General features: G+C 58.7%; 20 protein-coding genes. 16 read left to right on the plus strand and 4 right to left on the minus strand.

From position 1 onward, the window contains the following. Window positions 1-96: 96 nt before the first annotated feature. From AXA68_RS15640 to AXA68_RS15670, 7 genes are all read left to right on the plus strand, one after another. On the plus strand, window positions 97-1,338 hold the full coding sequence (locus tag AXA68_RS15640; protein ID WP_066419214.1) for an RNA-guided endonuclease InsQ/TnpB family protein: 1,242 nt from the start codon (window positions 97-99) through the stop codon (window positions 1,336-1,338). 118 nt (window positions 1,339-1,456) lie between these two features. Then, complete coding sequence (locus AXA68_RS15645) at window positions 1,457-1,945, plus strand: hypothetical protein (RefSeq protein WP_066419224.1); 489 nt, start codon at window positions 1,457-1,459, stop codon at window positions 1,943-1,945. A 194-nt stretch (window positions 1,946-2,139) separates the two neighbouring features. Beyond that, entirely contained in the window at window positions 2,140-2,424 is a 285-nt protein-coding gene (locus AXA68_RS15650; protein ID WP_066419225.1) for a hypothetical protein, read from the plus strand. After that, window positions 2,424-2,750, plus strand: coding sequence for a DUF7558 family protein (locus AXA68_RS15655; RefSeq protein WP_066419227.1), 327 nt, complete (start codon window positions 2,424-2,426; stop codon window positions 2,748-2,750). Before AXA68_RS15650 ends, AXA68_RS15655 begins: the two co-directional genes overlap by 1 nt. Before the next feature lie 71 nt (window positions 2,751-2,821). Beyond that, window positions 2,822-3,124: a hypothetical protein gene (locus AXA68_RS15660; RefSeq protein ID WP_066419238.1), complete on the plus strand. Its 303-nt coding sequence runs from the start codon at window positions 2,822-2,824 to the stop codon at window positions 3,122-3,124. Then, window positions 3,125-3,637, plus strand: coding sequence for a hypothetical protein (locus AXA68_RS15665; protein WP_066419240.1), 513 nt, complete (start codon window positions 3,125-3,127; stop codon window positions 3,635-3,637). It abuts the gene before it with no gap. Between the two features lie 31 nt (window positions 3,638-3,668). Beyond that, on the plus strand, window positions 3,669-3,998 hold the full coding sequence (locus tag AXA68_RS15670) for a hypothetical protein (protein ID WP_066419241.1): 330 nt from the start codon (window positions 3,669-3,671) through the stop codon (window positions 3,996-3,998). 182 nt (window positions 3,999-4,180) lie between these two features. On the opposite strand, the gene AXA68_RS16360 is transcribed toward AXA68_RS15670, so the two are convergent. Further along, a complete protein-coding gene (locus AXA68_RS16360) occupies window positions 4,181-5,191 on the minus strand; it encodes a restriction endonuclease (RefSeq protein ID WP_080505353.1) in 1,011 nt (336 codons plus the stop codon). A gap of 96 nt (window positions 5,192-5,287) precedes the next feature. Then, the gene (locus AXA68_RS17405) at window positions 5,288-5,809 is read right to left on the minus strand and encodes a hypothetical protein (protein WP_232745148.1); all 522 of its coding nucleotides are present in this window, start codon (window positions 5,807-5,809) and stop codon (window positions 5,288-5,290) included. Window positions 5,810-6,502: 693 nt separating this feature from the next. Between AXA68_RS17405 and AXA68_RS15680 the strand changes: the two genes are divergently transcribed. Further along, window positions 6,503-7,369 carry a DNA-binding protein gene (locus AXA68_RS15680; RefSeq protein ID WP_066419243.1) on the plus strand — a complete coding sequence of 289 codons (867 nt, stop codon included), beginning with the start codon at window positions 6,503-6,505 and terminating at the stop codon, window positions 7,367-7,369. A gap of 153 nt (window positions 7,370-7,522) precedes the next feature. Here AXA68_RS15680 and AXA68_RS15685 read toward each other — a convergent pair whose 3' ends face one another. Then, the gene (locus AXA68_RS15685; RefSeq protein WP_066419246.1) at window positions 7,523-8,299 is read right to left on the minus strand and encodes a hypothetical protein; all 777 of its coding nucleotides are present in this window, start codon (window positions 8,297-8,299) and stop codon (window positions 7,523-7,525) included. 12 nt (window positions 8,300-8,311) lie between these two features. Next, on the minus strand, window positions 8,312-9,181 hold the full coding sequence (locus tag AXA68_RS15690; protein ID WP_066419247.1) for a hypothetical protein: 870 nt from the start codon (window positions 9,179-9,181) through the stop codon (window positions 8,312-8,314). Between the two features lie 166 nt (window positions 9,182-9,347). Between AXA68_RS15690 and AXA68_RS15695 the strand changes: the two genes are divergently transcribed. From AXA68_RS15695 to AXA68_RS15730, 8 genes are all read left to right on the plus strand, one after another. Continuing rightward, complete coding sequence (locus tag AXA68_RS15695) at window positions 9,348-10,736, plus strand: hypothetical protein (RefSeq protein ID WP_066419249.1); 1,389 nt, start codon at window positions 9,348-9,350, stop codon at window positions 10,734-10,736. Continuing rightward, window positions 10,733-12,151, plus strand: a complete 1,419-nt coding sequence (locus tag AXA68_RS15700) for an argonaute/piwi family protein (protein ID WP_066419254.1) — start codon at window positions 10,733-10,735, stop codon at window positions 12,149-12,151. The genes AXA68_RS15695 and AXA68_RS15700 overlap by 4 nt, the downstream gene beginning before the upstream one ends. Before the next feature lie 117 nt (window positions 12,152-12,268). Continuing rightward, complete coding sequence (locus tag AXA68_RS15705; RefSeq protein WP_066419303.1) at window positions 12,269-13,195, plus strand: transcription initiation factor IIB; 927 nt, start codon at window positions 12,269-12,271, stop codon at window positions 13,193-13,195. Window positions 13,196-13,295: 100 nt separating this feature from the next. Continuing rightward, window positions 13,296-14,183: a biosurfactant protein 1 gene (locus AXA68_RS15710; protein ID WP_066419305.1), complete on the plus strand. Its 888-nt coding sequence runs from the start codon at window positions 13,296-13,298 to the stop codon at window positions 14,181-14,183. 144 nt (window positions 14,184-14,327) lie between these two features. After that, window positions 14,328-14,516, plus strand: coding sequence for a hypothetical protein (locus tag AXA68_RS17410; RefSeq protein ID WP_066419256.1), 189 nt, complete (start codon window positions 14,328-14,330; stop codon window positions 14,514-14,516). Window positions 14,517-14,622: 106 nt separating this feature from the next. Then, entirely contained in the window at window positions 14,623-15,003 is a 381-nt protein-coding gene (locus tag AXA68_RS15720) for a hypothetical protein (RefSeq protein ID WP_066419258.1), read from the plus strand. 68 nt (window positions 15,004-15,071) lie between these two features. Further along, window positions 15,072-15,734 carry a DUF6735 family protein gene (locus AXA68_RS15725; protein ID WP_066419261.1) on the plus strand — a complete coding sequence of 221 codons (663 nt, stop codon included), beginning with the start codon at window positions 15,072-15,074 and terminating at the stop codon, window positions 15,732-15,734. Window positions 15,735-15,809: 75 nt separating this feature from the next. Continuing rightward, window positions 15,810-16,232 (plus strand): hypothetical protein, encoded by a 423-nt coding sequence (locus AXA68_RS15730; RefSeq protein WP_066419262.1) that lies wholly within the window; start codon window positions 15,810-15,812, stop codon window positions 16,230-16,232. Window positions 16,233-16,239: the final 7 nt, after the last annotated feature.

The following is a 16,239-nucleotide window of genomic DNA, read 5'->3' on the forward strand; positions in this document are numbered from 1 at the left end:
GACAAGGCGAATACCCCGAGGCTCGACCTCGGGGATGAAGCCGACACGCAGGGACACAAGCCATTAAGTGAATATATCGCTAATCATGAGACAGCGATGGAACACAGTCACCGCTACCAAGCCTACCCGACAGACGAGGTAGCGGAACGACTGGAACACCATCTTGACGTTCATCGACAACTCTACAACCACGTCCGCTGGGACTACGAGAACAGCCCAACGGACGACAAGCCGAGTGAATACGACCAGAACAACAAACTTCCCGAGTGGAAGCGAAAGTGGCCTGTGTTCAGCGAACTGCACTCGAAAGCCGCACAAGCCACCGTCGCACGCTTCCACCGCAACCTCTCAAACCTTCGCAAAAAGAAAGAGAAAGGATACAACGTTGGTCGTCTCAATCGACAAGCACCCACCGAGTACCGAAGCGTGACGTACAACCAGTCCGGTTTCGACCTCGATGAAAAGAGGGGCCGTGACAGGTTCGCTTACGTCCACTTCAGCAAAATCGGCTGGGTCAAAATCCGCTACCACCGCCCAATCCCCGACCACGCCACCATCAAAGAGGTCACATTCAAGAAGGAGACGACCGGCGAGTGGTTCGTCTCCTTCGGCCTCGAAACCGACGATGCAGACCTGCCCGAGAAACCCGACGTGGACTCGCTAGACGCGAGCAATAGCGTCAGCGTTGACCTCGGTATCCTGAGCTATATCCACACGTCGGACGGCCATACTGTGGATTGGCTCGACCTTGAAGATGAGTACGAACGGCTCCGACGCGAGCAACGCAAGTTGTCTCGCAAGGAGCAAAGGTCGAACAACTACGAGAAGCAACGCCGAGAAGTGGCGAAGGTGAAGCGTCACATCAAGCGGAAGGTGCTGGACTACCAGCACAAGATTACGACGTGGCTCGTCCGCGAGTACGACGCAGTATTCGTCGAGAACTTGAACGTGAAGGGGATGCTCGAACAGTCGCATAACGCCCGTAACAAGCAGGATACGGCGTGGCGGCAGTTCATCACGCTCCTCGAATACAAGGCCGATCTGTACGGCTGTCACGTCGTGCAGGTTGAAGCACGCGGCACCACGAAAGAGTGCGCTCGGTGTGGCGTGGATACCGCGAAACCCATCTGGGTCAGGGAACACTCCTGTCCGTCGTGCGGATTCAAAACGGATAGAGATGCGAACGCGGCGATGAATGTTTTGCAGAGAGGCTTTTCTGAACTAGGGCTGGGATGGCCCGAAGACACGCCCGTGGAGACTGTGACCGCTACGGACACGACTCAGTTTGAGTCTGTGTCTGCAAGTCACGTCGTAGAAACGGGAAGTCTCGGGGCTTGACCCCGAGGCGATTCACCGCGCCGACCAAGGGTGACGGCGCTCAGCGCGATGGGCACCACCACGAGAGTCGTCGTGGTGTCCAGCCTGGAGTCAGCTGAGTGCAGTCACAGGTGAATCCATGTCGACGTTCAGTAACTCCGAGACAGCGAGTGCATCGCCGTCAGAAAACCACACGAGCCCACCCCGAGAGACCGAGGACACAGATTCGCAGCCGTCATGGCCAGACGATACGAGCAGCGAGGATGGAACACCAACGCTCAGGATGAACCACTGTCCGGAGTGTGGGAATCGTCGATTCGTCTCGAAACTTCTCGTGTACGAGGTCACCGGCTACGACGAGGGCGGCGAACAAGAATTTCGCCGGCAGCACGTCCGGGCAGAGTTCGAATACACCTGCAGCGAGTGCCAGACGACACTCCGGACGCTTCCCGCAGATCGCCGTGACTACTACGACGAAGTTGCGGTCCTCGAAACGGAACGGCGGGCAGCTCTCCGTGATCAATTCCGCCAGCTGGGGAAGCGAGTTTGGCAGCGTCTTGCAGCGCGGACGACGTGGCTGGCACTCGGACTCGTAACACTCGTGACCGGGCTCGTGATCGCCCTCTAACAGACCGACGGGGACCGACAGCAAGGGGTGGCTCACAGTAGGTGTTGGAGTAGCGTTATGCTCTCTTCCAACCAGGAACGAGGCTAGCTGAAGGCAGATCGCTGACGTAGGACATCGTGCCCGCACCGTAGGTGTGTCTATCGGCGCCAGGAGGCGTGAGGCGCGCTCGAAGCGCGTCCAGAGTGAGAGCTTCCATGACTGGACCTGATATCCTCGACGACACGACGGACGACTACGAACGACTCGAAACCGAACTCGTTGCCCAGGACCGGGATGTGGCCCGGGTCTCGACGGCGGACGTCGACGAGCGGAGTGCCCACCGTCTCGTTGATGAACTCATCGAGGACGATGTGGTGACACCGGTCCCAGACCAGCGCGTCCTCGTTCACGAGCCGAGTGACGAGGCCTTCGAGTCAATCTCCCAGATCGCCGTGTTCCATCGCGGATGGAGAGCCGCCAGAGACCCGGAGGACGACTGATGCAACAGACGCTTTCCGGGTGTGCGTTCTGCGAGGCGCTGCCCGGGTCAGAAATGGGCGAGGCGCATACGTGGGGGAAAGACGAACGGGTGACTCACCCGATCTGTGTCGACTGTGCCATCCAAGAGCGACCGGATCCCGAGAAGCGCGATCACCACGCCTGCGACGGGTGCGGAGTGGTCGTCGACGTCCTCGCGGCACTTACCCGGTTCCGCGTCGAACTCGGCCATCTCGAGGGGCCGCTCCAACTGTGTGCTCGCTGTAGCCCTGGTGGGCTTGCGACGTACTGGACGCGTGACCTCACGGAGCACCTCGTGGCCGAGTGACGCTTGGCCGAGTGAGGCTCACATCGTACACACGAAAACGGCTAAGTGCGTTGGCTCACAATGTACACATCATGAGCACCGATAAGAAGCGCGTGCAGTTTCGGGCCCCCAATCGGCTCATCGACCGGGCCGACGCACTGGCCGCAGTCCTCGGGGAAGACCGAACAGACGTCCTCGTGACCGCGCTTCGGGAGTACCTCCAAGACGCCGCTCACGACGACGCACTCACCCAGGAGATCGCTGCCGCCTATTACGACGATGAGATCACCTTCGAGCAACTCAAAGCGCTCGTCGGGGCCGAGGAGGCGGCAAATCTCCGAGTGTTGAAACAGCAGCTGGACGAGGACTTCATCGACGAGGTCGCCGACGCTTAGATGTCGCGGCTTATCGCAGACGCCTCCGCCCTCGTGAGTCTCGGAATCGTTACTGACGACGATCCCGATCCACTCGCACTCTGTCTCTCCCGGTACGAGGTCGTCGTCCCAACGGCGGTCATCGATGAGCTCCGAGAGATCGCCTCCTACGATGACGTCCATGGACACGCCGCGTCCGCCGTCCTTGACCAGGTGGATGCATTCACGACACAGTCGGTCGACCTCGATGTCGAGTTCCCGCTCGATGACGGTGAGAACGCGGCGGTGACGCTCGCAAATAATCTCGATGCTGCGCTCTTCCTCTGTGACGAGTTCAACCAACTTGGCTTGATCCACGCCTCACTCGCTGATACCCGGCTCGTCACGACACCGACACTACTCTCGGTGCTCGTTCGAACTGAACACCTATCAGCTGCCGACGCGCGGCTGCTCCTCGATGCGATCAGTGACGCCCGTAGCTGGGGCGCGAACAGTTACGTGCAGCGAGCTCGCTCGTTGCTCAAGGAGCCCTGACACCATGGAGGATCCTTCGAAGTGATTTGGAATGTCCGATAACGACGCTCTCTACGACGTTTGTGAACGAACCAAGAATCCCGAGCACGCATCAGTTGATGACGTGGTCGAACTCATCCTCGAACGCGCACAGCATCCCCGGACGGAGCACCGGGACGCACATCTCGACGAGATGATGGCTACTGTCGTCGATAGGTACGGGACCGATCCCATCCGCACCGTCGTTCACCGCGTCCTCGTCGACGGCATGCCTTTCCGGACCGCTACTCACGGCCTCGAAATGTCCAACGTCGACGGTGTTCGTATCGGGACAGCAGCCGCCCAGTTCCTCACAGAATTGAACGCGAAGCACGACGATTGAAATACAGTTTCTGAAAGCCCTTGGCCGCTCGACATCCCACTACCGCACCGCAACGCCGGTTGTAGTTTCGTCCCCATGGTTGGTGCTCAACGAGACCCGTTTCCGGTACAAAGATCCTCTCTAGCGGCGGCTCGAACCGGATCGCCATCAGAGTGACTTCCAGACTCCCGAAAGGGACCATTTTAGCTCGTATGTATCGAAACTCCTCTAACTGACTCCAGACTAGTTTTGAGGTCGTCAGGCAAGCTCAGAGTGTCGGCAAGATCCACTTCGGTAAAGTCAATCTCGATTCCGTAACGATCGATCTCGATTCGGGAGAGGTCGCGTATTGAGCTCAGATCTACTGCCAGAAGATACTTCGTAGTCTCCTGTATGCGGATGTCAATATCAAGATTCCGTGGGCCGGTTTGCGTTCTCACCTCCGGATCGTGTGTCTGCCAGCCGTTTCGAAGTGGTTTCTCGGAGAGGGAAATCGGATTGTGCTTTGACCCGGTGCTATCAACGACGTCAACCTCCTGTGTGGCCCCAATAGCCAGCCAGACACTATCTTGGAGACTACGAGTATGGAGAGTAAGGGCTACGAAGAGCCCATCGAAATCCATTTCGTGTCGAGAAATATCACTCTCGGAAGAGAAATTAACGCGTGCAATTCCGAGTAATTCTGCGATGACGTCATCACCAATTCCCCGGGGTAATCCAGCTGTTTCGCGATTTCTCCCCCTCGATTTTGCATCTGTCTCTCGTGGTGCGGAGCTCGATGGGGGAAGGCCTCCAGTCGTAGTTTCCACCAAATCCATCGCGTCGTTCTCCTCTACCAGCTGAGCAAGCTGCTCTCCATTGATGCATTTTACATTCAGATCTGAGGCGATTGCACGCGCCTCCGACGTGAATGCACTCGTGGTTACAACAAGGACCTGATCGACGTTCTCTTCTTGCTGTCGGAGCGAACTATACTCTCTAATTTGCGGGCTCCCGACTCGGTTATCAGACTGGTATCGCTTAGCCTGAATCAGGATTTTCTGCTGATACGGATGAAACCGCTTAGCGATAACATCAATTCCACGATCGCTCGATCCAGTGGTAACTTCTGTTTCCCAACCAAGTCGTTCCCAGAGATCACCGATGAAATGCTCAAATTCGTCCGGCTCTATATTCTGTAGATGTTGGATGATTTCAGCACTGGAGAGTGGCATCTACGCACACGAAATACCGCGTGGCTCTTATTAATGGAGGGTACTACTGACCGTCTGGTTTTGGAACTGGCCTATCCATGGTATACCTGCGACTTGCTATACCAGGTTTGGAATATATGGACCGAAGGCAATAAAGAGCCCACTCAGTAGGTGGGGCCACTCGTTCGAGAGGTTCCAATTTTCGATCAGTAAGTGTAGATACCACATACCGGCCACCAGCAAAAGCCCAGTAGTCTGAACAACAACGAACGGGAAGGGTTCGACCATTCGAGGGATGATGACGTCCACAAAGAGGCCGGCGCCGACACCAACCACAAGAAGGATCAGCAACGCACGTTCCTTACTCTGGAGCGTCTGTCGGCTTCGAAACGAGATCTCGCTTGTACTGTAGGCAATATGGGCAATTATCCCCGCGCCAACTCCTTTCAACGCCATTACTACCAGGTGCCGTAGCTGTGTAAATTCATCAAGCGACGCCAGCAGATGATTCAGAGCACGAACGTCGGCGAACGAGATGAGGACCACAGTGAGACCAATTCCGAGCGGCCACACGTGTTCGACGTCGATGTACTCACTGTCCGCAGCCCAGGACATAATCGCATCATAGAGGCCAGACATTCGGGTGCCGATAGTGAGCACGCGATTGTAAAGCATCACTGTCGAAAGCCCTCGGCCGCTCGGCATCCCGCGCCCCACGCTGCGCTCCTCGTTCCTGTGGTGCTAGCGGGGTCGGGGGACGACCGAGGCGGCCTCGCCCTTTCTGAGTCCACCAGGATATCGGCTGTGTCACTGAGCGTCGGGCTCGGTTGAACGGTGTTTCTCTACGGCCCGCCCCGCTCGCCGCTGCCGCCCTCCGCGTCGCTCGCGACCGACCATTCCGGGCGTGCGGGCGCTCTCCGCACCGCCCGCGCCCGTTCCGGGCTAAAATGGATGTGCCCTCGGCGCCAGCGGGTATCCCCGTCGGTTGCGCCCCTTGCGGGCTTTCGCGTTCCAGCGCTTGGTGCCGCCTGCGCTGTCGCGCGCCACACCGCGGCGCGCGTTCTCGGCGACAGTCGCTCTGGACACGAACCCGCACATCGGGCCGGACACGAGCGGGCATATCCCGCTGGCCGCTCGCTCCGGGCGGGTCGGCGCGCGGTGCTGGATGGTCGTCCGCCTCGGGCGCGCTCTCGCTCGCGCCCACAGGGCGCTCGCGAAGGCGCGAGCGAGAGCGCGCAGATGGTTCTGTCGGTCGTTGTCGTCGAGGAATCCGCGATGTTGGAGCATCGCGGTGTCGGGCGCGTGAGCGCCTTCAGGAACCAGTGAGTTCCAATGTCAAGTAAGAACGTCTCCAGTGAAGTAGTTTCGGTCGATGAACAGGCTTTCGAGAAACACGATGAAGCCGAGGTCGACGAGGACGGATTCGAAGTCGTCGACGAGACCCCGGAGTTCCGGGCGACGGTCGACATGGAAGTGCAGGCGAAAGTCGATTCCAACCACCCAGATGCGCGGGTCGAGGAAGGCCCGGATCACATGTTCGGGAAGACTCTCGAACAGGAGGAGCGCATCGAGGCCCGGGAAGCCGAGCTGGAGCACATCAGTGCCCAGGCGGAACTCAGTGAGCAGGAGGGACGCGCGAAGCGGACGCGGGAGGTCGTCACCAAGCAGTGTGGCCGGGACGAGCCCGAACCGGTGGAGCGCACGGATCCCCGAGAGAATCTGACGCAGGAGGAACTCGCGGCGGTGAACAAGCAGGCGATGCGGATCAGCGACGAAGTGCAGGGCGGCTGGTCGAGAGCGGTCGTCGCGAAGCAGTTGGCCGAGAAGGTGCAGCGCGGCCAGGACGTGACGAAGGCGGTGCTGGAGACGTTGGAGGAGCAGAAGGCGGTCCCCGGTGCAATCGTGCCCATCGCAGATGTGCCGGACGTGCCCGTCGGTGAGGTGACGGTCCAGGGTGAAATCACCGAGCTCTGGACTCCAAGTGACAACTCGATCCAACAAGTCGGGCTCATCGAGGACGAGAGCGGGCGAACAAAATTCACGGTCTGGGAGAAGAGCGGGAAAACGGTGGTTCGAGAGGGGCAGACGGTCAGGTTCAGAGCGGTCAAGAAGAACTGGTACCAGGGCCGGTGCAGTCTCGCCATCACGGGCTGGAGCAGGATCGAGTTCCCGGAGCGCGGTCGGTGGTGGGAAGAATAGCCAGTTAGCGCAGCCTTCTTTTTTGCTGTGTGCCGGACCGGCCCTGACCCCGCCGCCCCACCCTCCGCTCCGTGCTCGCTTCGCTGCGCGCGCAGCCACGACCTAGAGTATCGTTCTTAAATCGACATCAGAGGATCCAATTGATATACTACTCTAATTGTCCAAGTCTATTGAGGCAGTTGGTGTTTCCTCACCCGCGAACGTCTCCAGTAAGTACAGAACACTGAACCCGAGATTCTCATGAATCCACTCCTGATTCGAGTAGATGTCCGTGAAGTCGCCGGTTACGAAGTGGCTGATACCGATTTCCTCCTTCAGGAACACGGCGTCACAGATCAACGCGATATCCGCGTTGTTCTTCATATGGACTGGCCATTCCTTCAACCGCTTCTCGACGTCGGGGTACTCGCGGTCCCGCATCGGTTCCAGATAGACACGGGCCTCGATCTGGTCCTTGTGCTTGATCGACCGCTCCATCAAGACGTCCTTCAGCTTCCGAGCAGCCTCCCGAGCTGTCCGCCGAGTGAGCTCGCCCTCCTTCTCGAAGTACCACTCAAAGTACTTCTGGAGCCGAGGCCGCACTTCCTTCTCCTCGGACTCCTTCATGTCGAACCGCTCGACGTACTCGTCCATCACCGTCTCAATATCGAGCTCGTCGTCACTGTAGGTTTGCAGCATCTTCCCGAACTGCCTCAGCTTCAACCGGAGCTTCGCCCGTTTCTCCCCGTACAGGCCTTCGTCCCGGTCTAACCGGATGTCAGCGGAACGCCGACTGTTGTCCCCGGTGCTGGAGCAGTACTCGTAGACGGCGTTCTTCCCGGTGTAGATCGTGTTGTCGGTGTCGAACAATCGTTTGGCGTCAGGGTACCACCGGTCATTGATGAAGGTGAGTCCGAGCAGGCAGTTGGTGTCTACGAAGTACCGGGTCATGGAGGGGGTTGGTTAGGGGGCGGGTGAGAGACCGAGGAGGGCGATTGCAACCCCGTCAGCGGCTTCGGACACTACTTGGTTCTCTTCCAGGTCTGTGTGTAGCCGGGAGCGTTCTCGCTCTATCAGTTCGAGTTCCTTCCGGATATCCTCTTGTCGGCCTTCGAGGTCCTGCGTGTCTAGTTCCTCGGCGATCTCTTCGGGGGTCAACCCGGTATTTTCGCGTTGGGCGAGGTCGATGCAGAAGATGGTCCAGAACAATTCAGAGACCTTCAGGGCCTTCTGCGGCCGGTACTCTTCGGCATCAAGTTCAGCACTTACGACCGAGTACCAGAGATCCAGGTCCTGCACCAGCCACGGGTAGTCGTCGACCGGGAAGGTATCGATGATATCGAAAACCGTGTTGATGACTGCTTCCCTGCTGGAGTCTACTTCGGGGTAATCTGGTTTGTCGTCGATAGCGTCACTGAGCTGTTTGTCGAGTCGTCGGTAGTGGCGTTGGACGTCGTAAGGCGCGTCCTCGTACATGTCATCGGTCAGCCCCTCCGTATTTTGTTCGTACAGACGGTTGAGTGCTCGGGAGAGTGCGAGTCGAGCCTTTGTCTCTTCCTCCCTGGGGAGGCTGACCTGAGAAGCTGAAAGGTTACAACGGACTTCTCGGCTATCGTCACTCCAGTCTACCGTGACCGGGGATCCACCGGTCTTCGCCATGGTTCCGAACTTGTACCAGAAGTGCTGGATATCCGTGTCCAATCCTACGTCGTCGAGTTCCTTGTCCGCGAAGTATAGCAGTTTGTAGAAGGTTTTAGGGCGTAATGGGTTCGAGTAGAATCTCTCGTCCAAGAGAAGAGCCGTTACCTCCCCTACGCTTAGTGTAGAGGTCATGCTTATTCGAGACTAACAGGACCCCATCTAATTACTGTATTGAAAACAGTGAATCTGAATCATGAACCCCCAAAACGGTAGTTAGGCATCCAATTCTCAGCCTGAATCCGGGACCGTTCACTGCGACGAAATGATTTAGGTACTCCATTGTGAGGTTCGGAATAACGTGGCGCTCACCAACCTCCTAGGCGAACGCGAGGCTCTCGCTAAAAACTCGGAAATCTATGGTGACAAGGTCCAAGAGTACATGGAGGCGATGGGATACTACATCACGGAAACATCGCCCACCCATGGCGGGCTTGTCGACCAGAAATACGAACTCCCAGAGATTAGGGGAGACCGGGAGGTTTGGGTCGAACTGAAGTGGACAGATCAGCGCCGTCACGGGAAGAAATTCCTGGAGGAGATGGGGAAGTACTTCCTCCACTACATGGATCGGCCTCCTGAGAAACGGTTCGATGTGGCCATCTTCGGGCGGAATCTCGAGAACTTCAAAGAGTGGCGGAAGATCTTCGACGTCACCAAGCAGACCGACGAAGCCATCCAAGAGTTCTACGACCGGGTCTGCGAGAACGACAAGCTCTCGGAGGACCACCGGAGGAAGATCAAGAGCTATCAGATGGACGATTTCGAGGAGTTCCTGAGTGACACCCACGTCTACCAGGCCGACTACGACTCGCTCCTGATGAAGATCGAGGAGTTCGAGAAAGACGACCGGTTCAAACCCGACTTCTTCCAGCGTGAAGCCGAACCCATCACCGACAGGTCAGAGCTGACCACCAACCTCGTCGAGATAACAGAGTACCCTGAAACTCTGTACATCGGAGATCAGGTGGAGGGAGCGACACAAGAGGTCGCATTCAAGCTACGCCCCTTCACGGTACCGACGTGGTTCAAGTCGAACAAGGTGTACAGCCTGTTGCCGCCAGAGGAAATGCCGAGAGCGGTCAAGCAGTTTATCGACCTGGACACTGTCAAGGAGATCGCGTTCCGGTCGTGGGTAGAAGCCGACCAAGGGAACGCCGATATCGGGAAACGACTGATCCGAGCCGTTGTCCTCTCGAAGGGTGAAGACCGTGGCTGCATCGCGATAAACTACCGTAGCGACTACCACCTCTACTTCCCACACGAAGATCCTGAAGCGGAGGTCCGGAAAGAAGAGGGACGACAGGTCTCTAGGTACTTCGGTGACGGAGACTCCCCGTTCTTCCGGCACCACTCACTTCGTATTGGCATCCTCGAATACTCGGGACAGTACTTCCTGACCCTGAAACCAGCTATTCTGTTCACCTCCAACGGGAAAGAGAACCGAATCACTGGAGAACAAGCCAAGCCGTTACACGACAGGTTCAGCCCCAGCCGACACGGGAACAACCGGAAAACACGTAGCCGGATCAACCACTGGTGGAAAATCCTGGACTATGGCGGCCCCAAACAGGACGAGCTGGATATCGGGACAGAACCCGTGATGCTCGAAGTCAACAAAAGACCGCCCAGAGACACCGACGAACGGGACGACACCATGCAGAACAAGTGGCTAGGAGAGTTCCAATGAACGAGTTCACAGCCGAAGTCCTTGACGAACCAGGCTTGATGTTTGCCAACGGCGAGGAAGCCATCGACCCCCGAGTCGGGCTAATGGAGTACGGCCCGAGAACACCTTCCGGCAAATCCGAACACCAGGTCATCAACATCGGATACATCGGATCTGGACGGTCTCTCGGCGCAATCGAGAAACTGTTCAAGGACATGGAGCTGGCGATCACCGCCGACGAAGACAAGTCGAAGCGGTGGAAACCACCGTTCCCTGGCCTCGGCGAGCGATCGTCGCTGAACTTTACGTTCAATACGCAGAAGCGGTGGCGGCAGACGATTACTCGAGGCGAGATCCGGGACCTGAACCAAATCCGCAGCCGGAAAGACCGGTTGGAAGAAGCGGTCGAGATCATCAAGATCAACCTCGAAGTCCTGTACGCTAAGGAGACGCCGCCTGACGTCGTGTTCATCGCGATTCCCGAAGCAATGTGGGACGCATGCACTCCATCCCACCAGGACCATGCCCGGATGCAGTCAGAGACCAGCGACTTCCATAACCGAATCAAGTTGCTGGGGATGGAAGTCGGGGTGCCGACCCAACTGATGCAGCCGAAGACCCTCCGCGGTGAGGACGTCCAAGATAAATCTGAGATTGCATGGAACATCGCGGTTGGAACACTGTACAAGGCGCAGCGAGGGCATCCCTGGAAACTAACAGAGCTGGAGGACGGGACGTGCTTCGCCGGGATATCCTTCTACAAAGAGCGAGGCGGAGACCAGTCCCGGACACGGACAGCTATGGCTCAAGTCTTCCTGGAGACCGGGGAGAACTTCATCCTTCGAGGTGACCCCGTCGAAGGAGAAAAACACGGCCCAGGGAACAACCATCTCGCGGAAGACGATGCCGAGCAACTGGTCAAGAAGATTCTCAGGCACTACCGCAGTCACAAGAAGACTGAGCCGCGACGACTGGTGCTTCACAAGCGGTCGGAGTTCTGGGAAGAGGAGCGAGAGGGCTTCATCAAAGGTGCTGGGAACATCGAGTTGATGGACTTCGTCACGGTCCGAGAGCGGCACCCAGTCCGGGCTTTGAGTTCCGGGATTTATCCAGCGCTTCGAGGCACAATGGTCTCCGCACCGAACAACGAGGAGCACTACCTGTACACGAAGGGATACATCCCGGCGTTGTCGACGTATCCAGCATCGAACATCCCTGAGCCGATCGTGGTCAAGCCGGATCCGGAGGTCAGTGATTCATCGCCACAGAAGCTGTGCCGAGAAATGCTGGCGTTCACGAAACTGGACTGGAACACTTCGGATTTCTGCACGAAGCTTCCGGTTACAATCGGAATTTCAGATGCCGTTGGGAACATCTTAGCTGAGGCCGAAGCTCAAAACACCAGTCTGGACATCCATTACTACCATTACATGTAGATCATCAGCTGGATTGTGTTCTAGTTGACTGGAGTACCGATACCATCGGTTTCTGTCGGCCCCTCAATGGGCGAGGGGCTCGCTGTACTGGCGAGTTCCCTGACCACGGTGAGAACGATGGCAACTAGAGACATCTACGAGAGCGGATTCGACGAAGACGTCCGAACGGAATCGAGTGCGAACCAGTGTCCCGAGTGCGACGGCCGGGTCACCACGAACGCGGTCGAAACGGTCTGTGAAGACTGTGGGCTGGTCATCGACGAGCAGCGGATCGACCACGGGCCAGAGTGGCGAGGGTTCGACGAAGACGAACGGGAGCGAACGGGCGCTCCGTTGACGGCGGCACGACACGATCGAGGGTTGTCGACGGAGATCGGCCGCGGGACCGATGCAAACGGGAACGAACTCTCAGGACAGAAGCGACGGCGGCTCGCTCGGATGCGGCGTGAACAGACCCGTGGGCGGTTTCAGTCGAAAGCTGAACGCAACCTTGCACACGGACTCAGTGAAGTTCGCCGGATCAGTAGTGCACTCGAACTGTCCGAGACGCTTCGTGACCAGGCCTGCCAGCTCTTCCGGAGTGCCCAGAACGAGGACCTCCTGCAGGGCCGGTCGATCGAGGCGATGGCCGCCGCGAGCGTCTACGGCGCGTGTCGGTGTAACGGACGACCACGAACGCTCGACGACATCACCGAGTCGGCGCGCGTCGAGCAATCGCGGGTGACGAACGCATACACGACGCTGAATACGGAACTTGGCCTGCCGGCCCAGCCGGTGACGCCCAGTGCGTTCGTTCCGCAGTTGGCGTCTGAGCTCGACGTCTCCGATCAAATCCGGCAGCGGGCTCGGCAGCTGGCAGAAGCATCCGAATCGACCGGAGCAACCACGGGGGTTCGACCATCCGGGTTCGCCGCAGCCTGTCTGTACAAGGCCGGACGCGAAGACGGACAGTGGCTCACCCAGTCGGACGTCGCTGACGTTGCGAACGTCTCGGTGGTCACCGTGCGGACCCACCGCGACACGCTGGACGAGCTGGCTGTGTAGAGCCCACACTGCTGATTTTCGGTTGTATGTCTGTAGGCTGATTGATGTGAGAGCCATTGTTTAAACCCGAAGACGAAGCATGATACGGCCAGATCACTCTATGACCGACCAGTACGCCGACTACGAAGCCCTCCGACCGCTCGGCGAAGCGACCCACGTTCCCGATGACCAACTCGCCAGTAGTAGTGGCGAGCCCCGGCGGCAACGCTCTGGTGGCGTCGACACGGACTATCCAGACGACCCGACAGCAGATGAGACCGAGTGCGCTTCCTGTGGAGCGTCAATCCCCGCTGGCCAGTCGAAGTGCCGGTTCTGTCTCACCAACCATCTCGAAGGAGCCGACGACCAGGACACATCGAATGTCGAACGGACTCTCCTCCACGTCATCCAGCTGCTCGTAGAGGCGTCGACGTTCTACGGCGCCGTCGGGAAGGGATCTGCTGCGGCCACCCTCCTCGCGAAGGGAGATGATGACCCAGTAGTCGATGACTGCAAGCTAATCTACGATCTCGACGAGGAACCGGCCCCACAGCTTGTCGATCAGTGGCCCTCACTCCCCTCGGCGACACGGGTCACGTCTGAATGTGGTAATCAGCTGCTCGCGGCTGCTCGTGAGCGGACGGCGTGGACAGAGACGACGCAGTCCCGTCACGACGGCGAGCACGCGACGTTTCTCTACGACGAAACCGGGAGCGTGGTTCGCACCGAAGCTCGTCTTGCAAGCCTACGTGAGGACGCAGACGACGACCTCTGGCTGGTGCCAGCGATTGCGCTCCAGGAATCCGTTGACAAGACCGATACCGAACAGCCACGACGTGAGCGTCCAAACAGAACTCACCTCGAGTGTCGAGAGTGTGATCGGGAGACTAAGCATCGATTCCGCGAATTCGAGGCTGTCCCCGATGACGAGTGGACCGGGCAGCCAATGTGGGGCTGTCAGCGGTGCGGCACGCCACGCTACGGGCCCGAACCCGAAGCCGGTCAGTAAAGACGACGTCAAATTAACCAACAATCCTGGTGTCGGCTCGGAGTTGTTGGTTAACAGAAGCCAGCTCGCGACCACCCGACGATACCACACCTGCTGACTGCCCGCCGGTGTTTTTCGGCGCCGAGAATTGGCGGAGGCGCACACATGGTCCCACGAGACACCCCTGGCTATCGAGTCCACCGCGCGCTCAGTAGCCTCACCAGTATCGACAGCGACCAATTGGAGCCCGCCGATCAAGAGCGAATTAGCACCGCGACGACGCTCCTCGAGCAGGTGGATGTTCTCACCCAACCGAATACGACGAGGGACGGTGACGTCAACAGAGAATCCTGACAGCTCGACGCGTCGGCAGCGCAACGTCCTGTGGCTGACACAGCGTGAGCGGTTGTTCGCCCCCTGAAGGGGTGCGGGGGCGCGAGACCGCTCCCGAGAACAACCCATGGCAACACTCCAAGCCGCAACGACATCGACCGGCGCGCTCGTATCGGATCCACAGGCAGTCCGCGAGCTCTGTGAGAACCACTGCTTCGGGACGCTCAACTGGGAGGTGGACGACGACGGCGAACTGATCATCTGGGGCTACGACAGCTTCGAAGTGTACGAGGCTCGTGAGAACGGACTTCCTGACTACGACGGTGGCATCGTCACCCACGAGTTCCTCCGGTCGCTCGCGGAGTATCTCGAACCGGACGAAGAATTCGACATTCAGACAGCCGGATTTACCAAGTGCCGCTTTCCCGTGCTGGCGAAGCGGTACGTCGTCCGCGACGGTGAGGTGCTGTACGCGGACCTCAGTTCCCCCGACCCGATCGACGAGTAGCGTTGTTCATCCCCCGGGAGGGGTGCGGGGCGATCCAGTCGTGGGTCGTCCTGCGAGGTGATTGTTCAATGGGCCACCGCGCACTCGTTGCGTACGAACGAACTGACGGACAGTACACGCTCCACTACTCTCATTGGGGTGCAGCGAATCTCAAGCTCAAGCACCGAATCTCGGCTGAGTCGCCGTTCGGTGGCGAGGACACCGACTCCAAGTGGGCGAAACAACTGCTGGCAGAGCTGGCCGATGGCCTCGAGGCAGATGCCGTCGACGGCTACCTCGCCGGCGAAGACCGCCCGTCGACGGTCGTCGAGCCGAAGCCACGCGCCACCGGGCTTACCCTCGACGAGATCGTCGCGGACCACCTCGACTACCTCCACCACGAGGCGTTCTTCGTGGTGTCACCCACCTTCGAGGTGACCGCCTATCGGACGCTGTGGTTCGGCCTGCAGTACGATTCGGAGACAATCGACCACGGCGAGACGGTCGGGAACGGTGCGCTCGCGACCGTTCGGTGGCACGACGGCGAGCCGGTCGGCGACGGCCATCTGAAGGAGCAGTTCCGGGCACTGAAAGACGTCGTTGGCGATATGGTCAACAAGGGTGTGTTCACCCGGTCGACGGCTCGCCAGTACCTCACACAGAAGCTCGGCGAGTGGATCGGGAAGCGCCAAGAGTTGCGCATCCCGAGCGGTGAAGCACCGTCTCCGGACGCGACACTCAGCCGCTCGTAGGGCGATTTGCGTCGAAGCAGATGGTGGTTTTTCTGGGGCAGAAAGGACTGACCCCCATCGTAGGCTCGTGATTTGATGCCCGAGAAACCAGACGACGACCCATTCCACGATTGCGAGTTAGGTCCCGCCGCTGTCCTCGGGACACGCACCTTCGAAGACATCCTGTTCACCGACGACACGGAAACACCGGTGAACGTGCTAACCGGCGAGACGCCTGCACATTCGCAGGCGACCGTCGAGGAAGCGAAGAAATTCGCTGCGAGTATCGACACGGACACACCACAAATCGCGCTCCCGGCCTCTGTCGAGACGCAGGTCGAGACCCAGAGCAAGCCCTACACCTCAGCTGCGTTCTTCCACTTCAAGGCGACGGGGTCGCTCGAACGACACCGTGCCTACCACGCCGCGTACGACTCGGATGCGTTCACCGTCGACTTCGAGGCCGACTACGAATCGGGCGACCTGACCATCACTGTCGAACGAGTGGAGGAGGCCTGAGAAAGGA

It is taken from the genome of Halorubrum aethiopicum, from assembly GCF_001542905.1.
In the GTDB taxonomy this organism is placed as follows: domain Archaea; phylum Halobacteriota; class Halobacteria; order Halobacteriales; family Haloferacaceae; genus Halorubrum; species Halorubrum aethiopicum.

Coding starts and splice junctions, on each gene's coding strand:
- AXA68_RS15640 (WP_066419214.1), top strand. CDS start 97: ATGGAACACAGTCACCGCTACCAAGCCTACCCGACAGACGAGGTAGCG.
- AXA68_RS15645 (WP_066419224.1), top strand. CDS start 1,457: ATGTCGACGTTCAGTAACTCCGAGACAGCGAGTGCATCGCCGTCAGAA.
- AXA68_RS15650 (WP_066419225.1), top strand. CDS start 2,140: ATGACTGGACCTGATATCCTCGACGACACGACGGACGACTACGAACGA.
- AXA68_RS15655 (WP_066419227.1), top strand. CDS start 2,424: ATGCAACAGACGCTTTCCGGGTGTGCGTTCTGCGAGGCGCTGCCCGGG.
- AXA68_RS15660 (WP_066419238.1), top strand. CDS start 2,822: ATGAGCACCGATAAGAAGCGCGTGCAGTTTCGGGCCCCCAATCGGCTC.
- AXA68_RS15665 (WP_066419240.1), top strand. CDS start 3,125: ATGTCGCGGCTTATCGCAGACGCCTCCGCCCTCGTGAGTCTCGGAATC.
- AXA68_RS15670 (WP_066419241.1), top strand. CDS start 3,669: ATGTCCGATAACGACGCTCTCTACGACGTTTGTGAACGAACCAAGAAT.
- AXA68_RS16360 (WP_080505353.1), bottom strand. CDS start 5,191: ATGCCACTCTCCAGTGCTGAAATCATCCAACATCTACAGAATATAGAG.
- AXA68_RS17405 (WP_232745148.1), bottom strand. CDS start 5,809: ATGTCTGGCCTCTATGATGCGATTATGTCCTGGGCTGCGGACAGTGAG.
- AXA68_RS15680 (WP_066419243.1), top strand. CDS start 6,503: ATGTCAAGTAAGAACGTCTCCAGTGAAGTAGTTTCGGTCGATGAACAG.
- AXA68_RS15685 (WP_066419246.1), bottom strand. CDS start 8,299: ATGACCCGGTACTTCGTAGACACCAACTGCCTGCTCGGACTCACCTTC.
- AXA68_RS15690 (WP_066419247.1), bottom strand. CDS start 9,181: ATGACCTCTACACTAAGCGTAGGGGAGGTAACGGCTCTTCTCTTGGAC.
- AXA68_RS15700 (WP_066419254.1), top strand. CDS start 10,733: ATGAACGAGTTCACAGCCGAAGTCCTTGACGAACCAGGCTTGATGTTT.
- AXA68_RS15705 (WP_066419303.1), top strand. CDS start 12,269: ATGGCAACTAGAGACATCTACGAGAGCGGATTCGACGAAGACGTCCGA.
- AXA68_RS15710 (WP_066419305.1), top strand. CDS start 13,296: ATGACCGACCAGTACGCCGACTACGAAGCCCTCCGACCGCTCGGCGAA.
- AXA68_RS17410 (WP_066419256.1), top strand. CDS start 14,328: ATGGTCCCACGAGACACCCCTGGCTATCGAGTCCACCGCGCGCTCAGT.
- AXA68_RS15720 (WP_066419258.1), top strand. CDS start 14,623: ATGGCAACACTCCAAGCCGCAACGACATCGACCGGCGCGCTCGTATCG.
- AXA68_RS15725 (WP_066419261.1), top strand. CDS start 15,072: ATGGGCCACCGCGCACTCGTTGCGTACGAACGAACTGACGGACAGTAC.
- AXA68_RS15730 (WP_066419262.1), top strand. CDS start 15,810: ATGCCCGAGAAACCAGACGACGACCCATTCCACGATTGCGAGTTAGGT.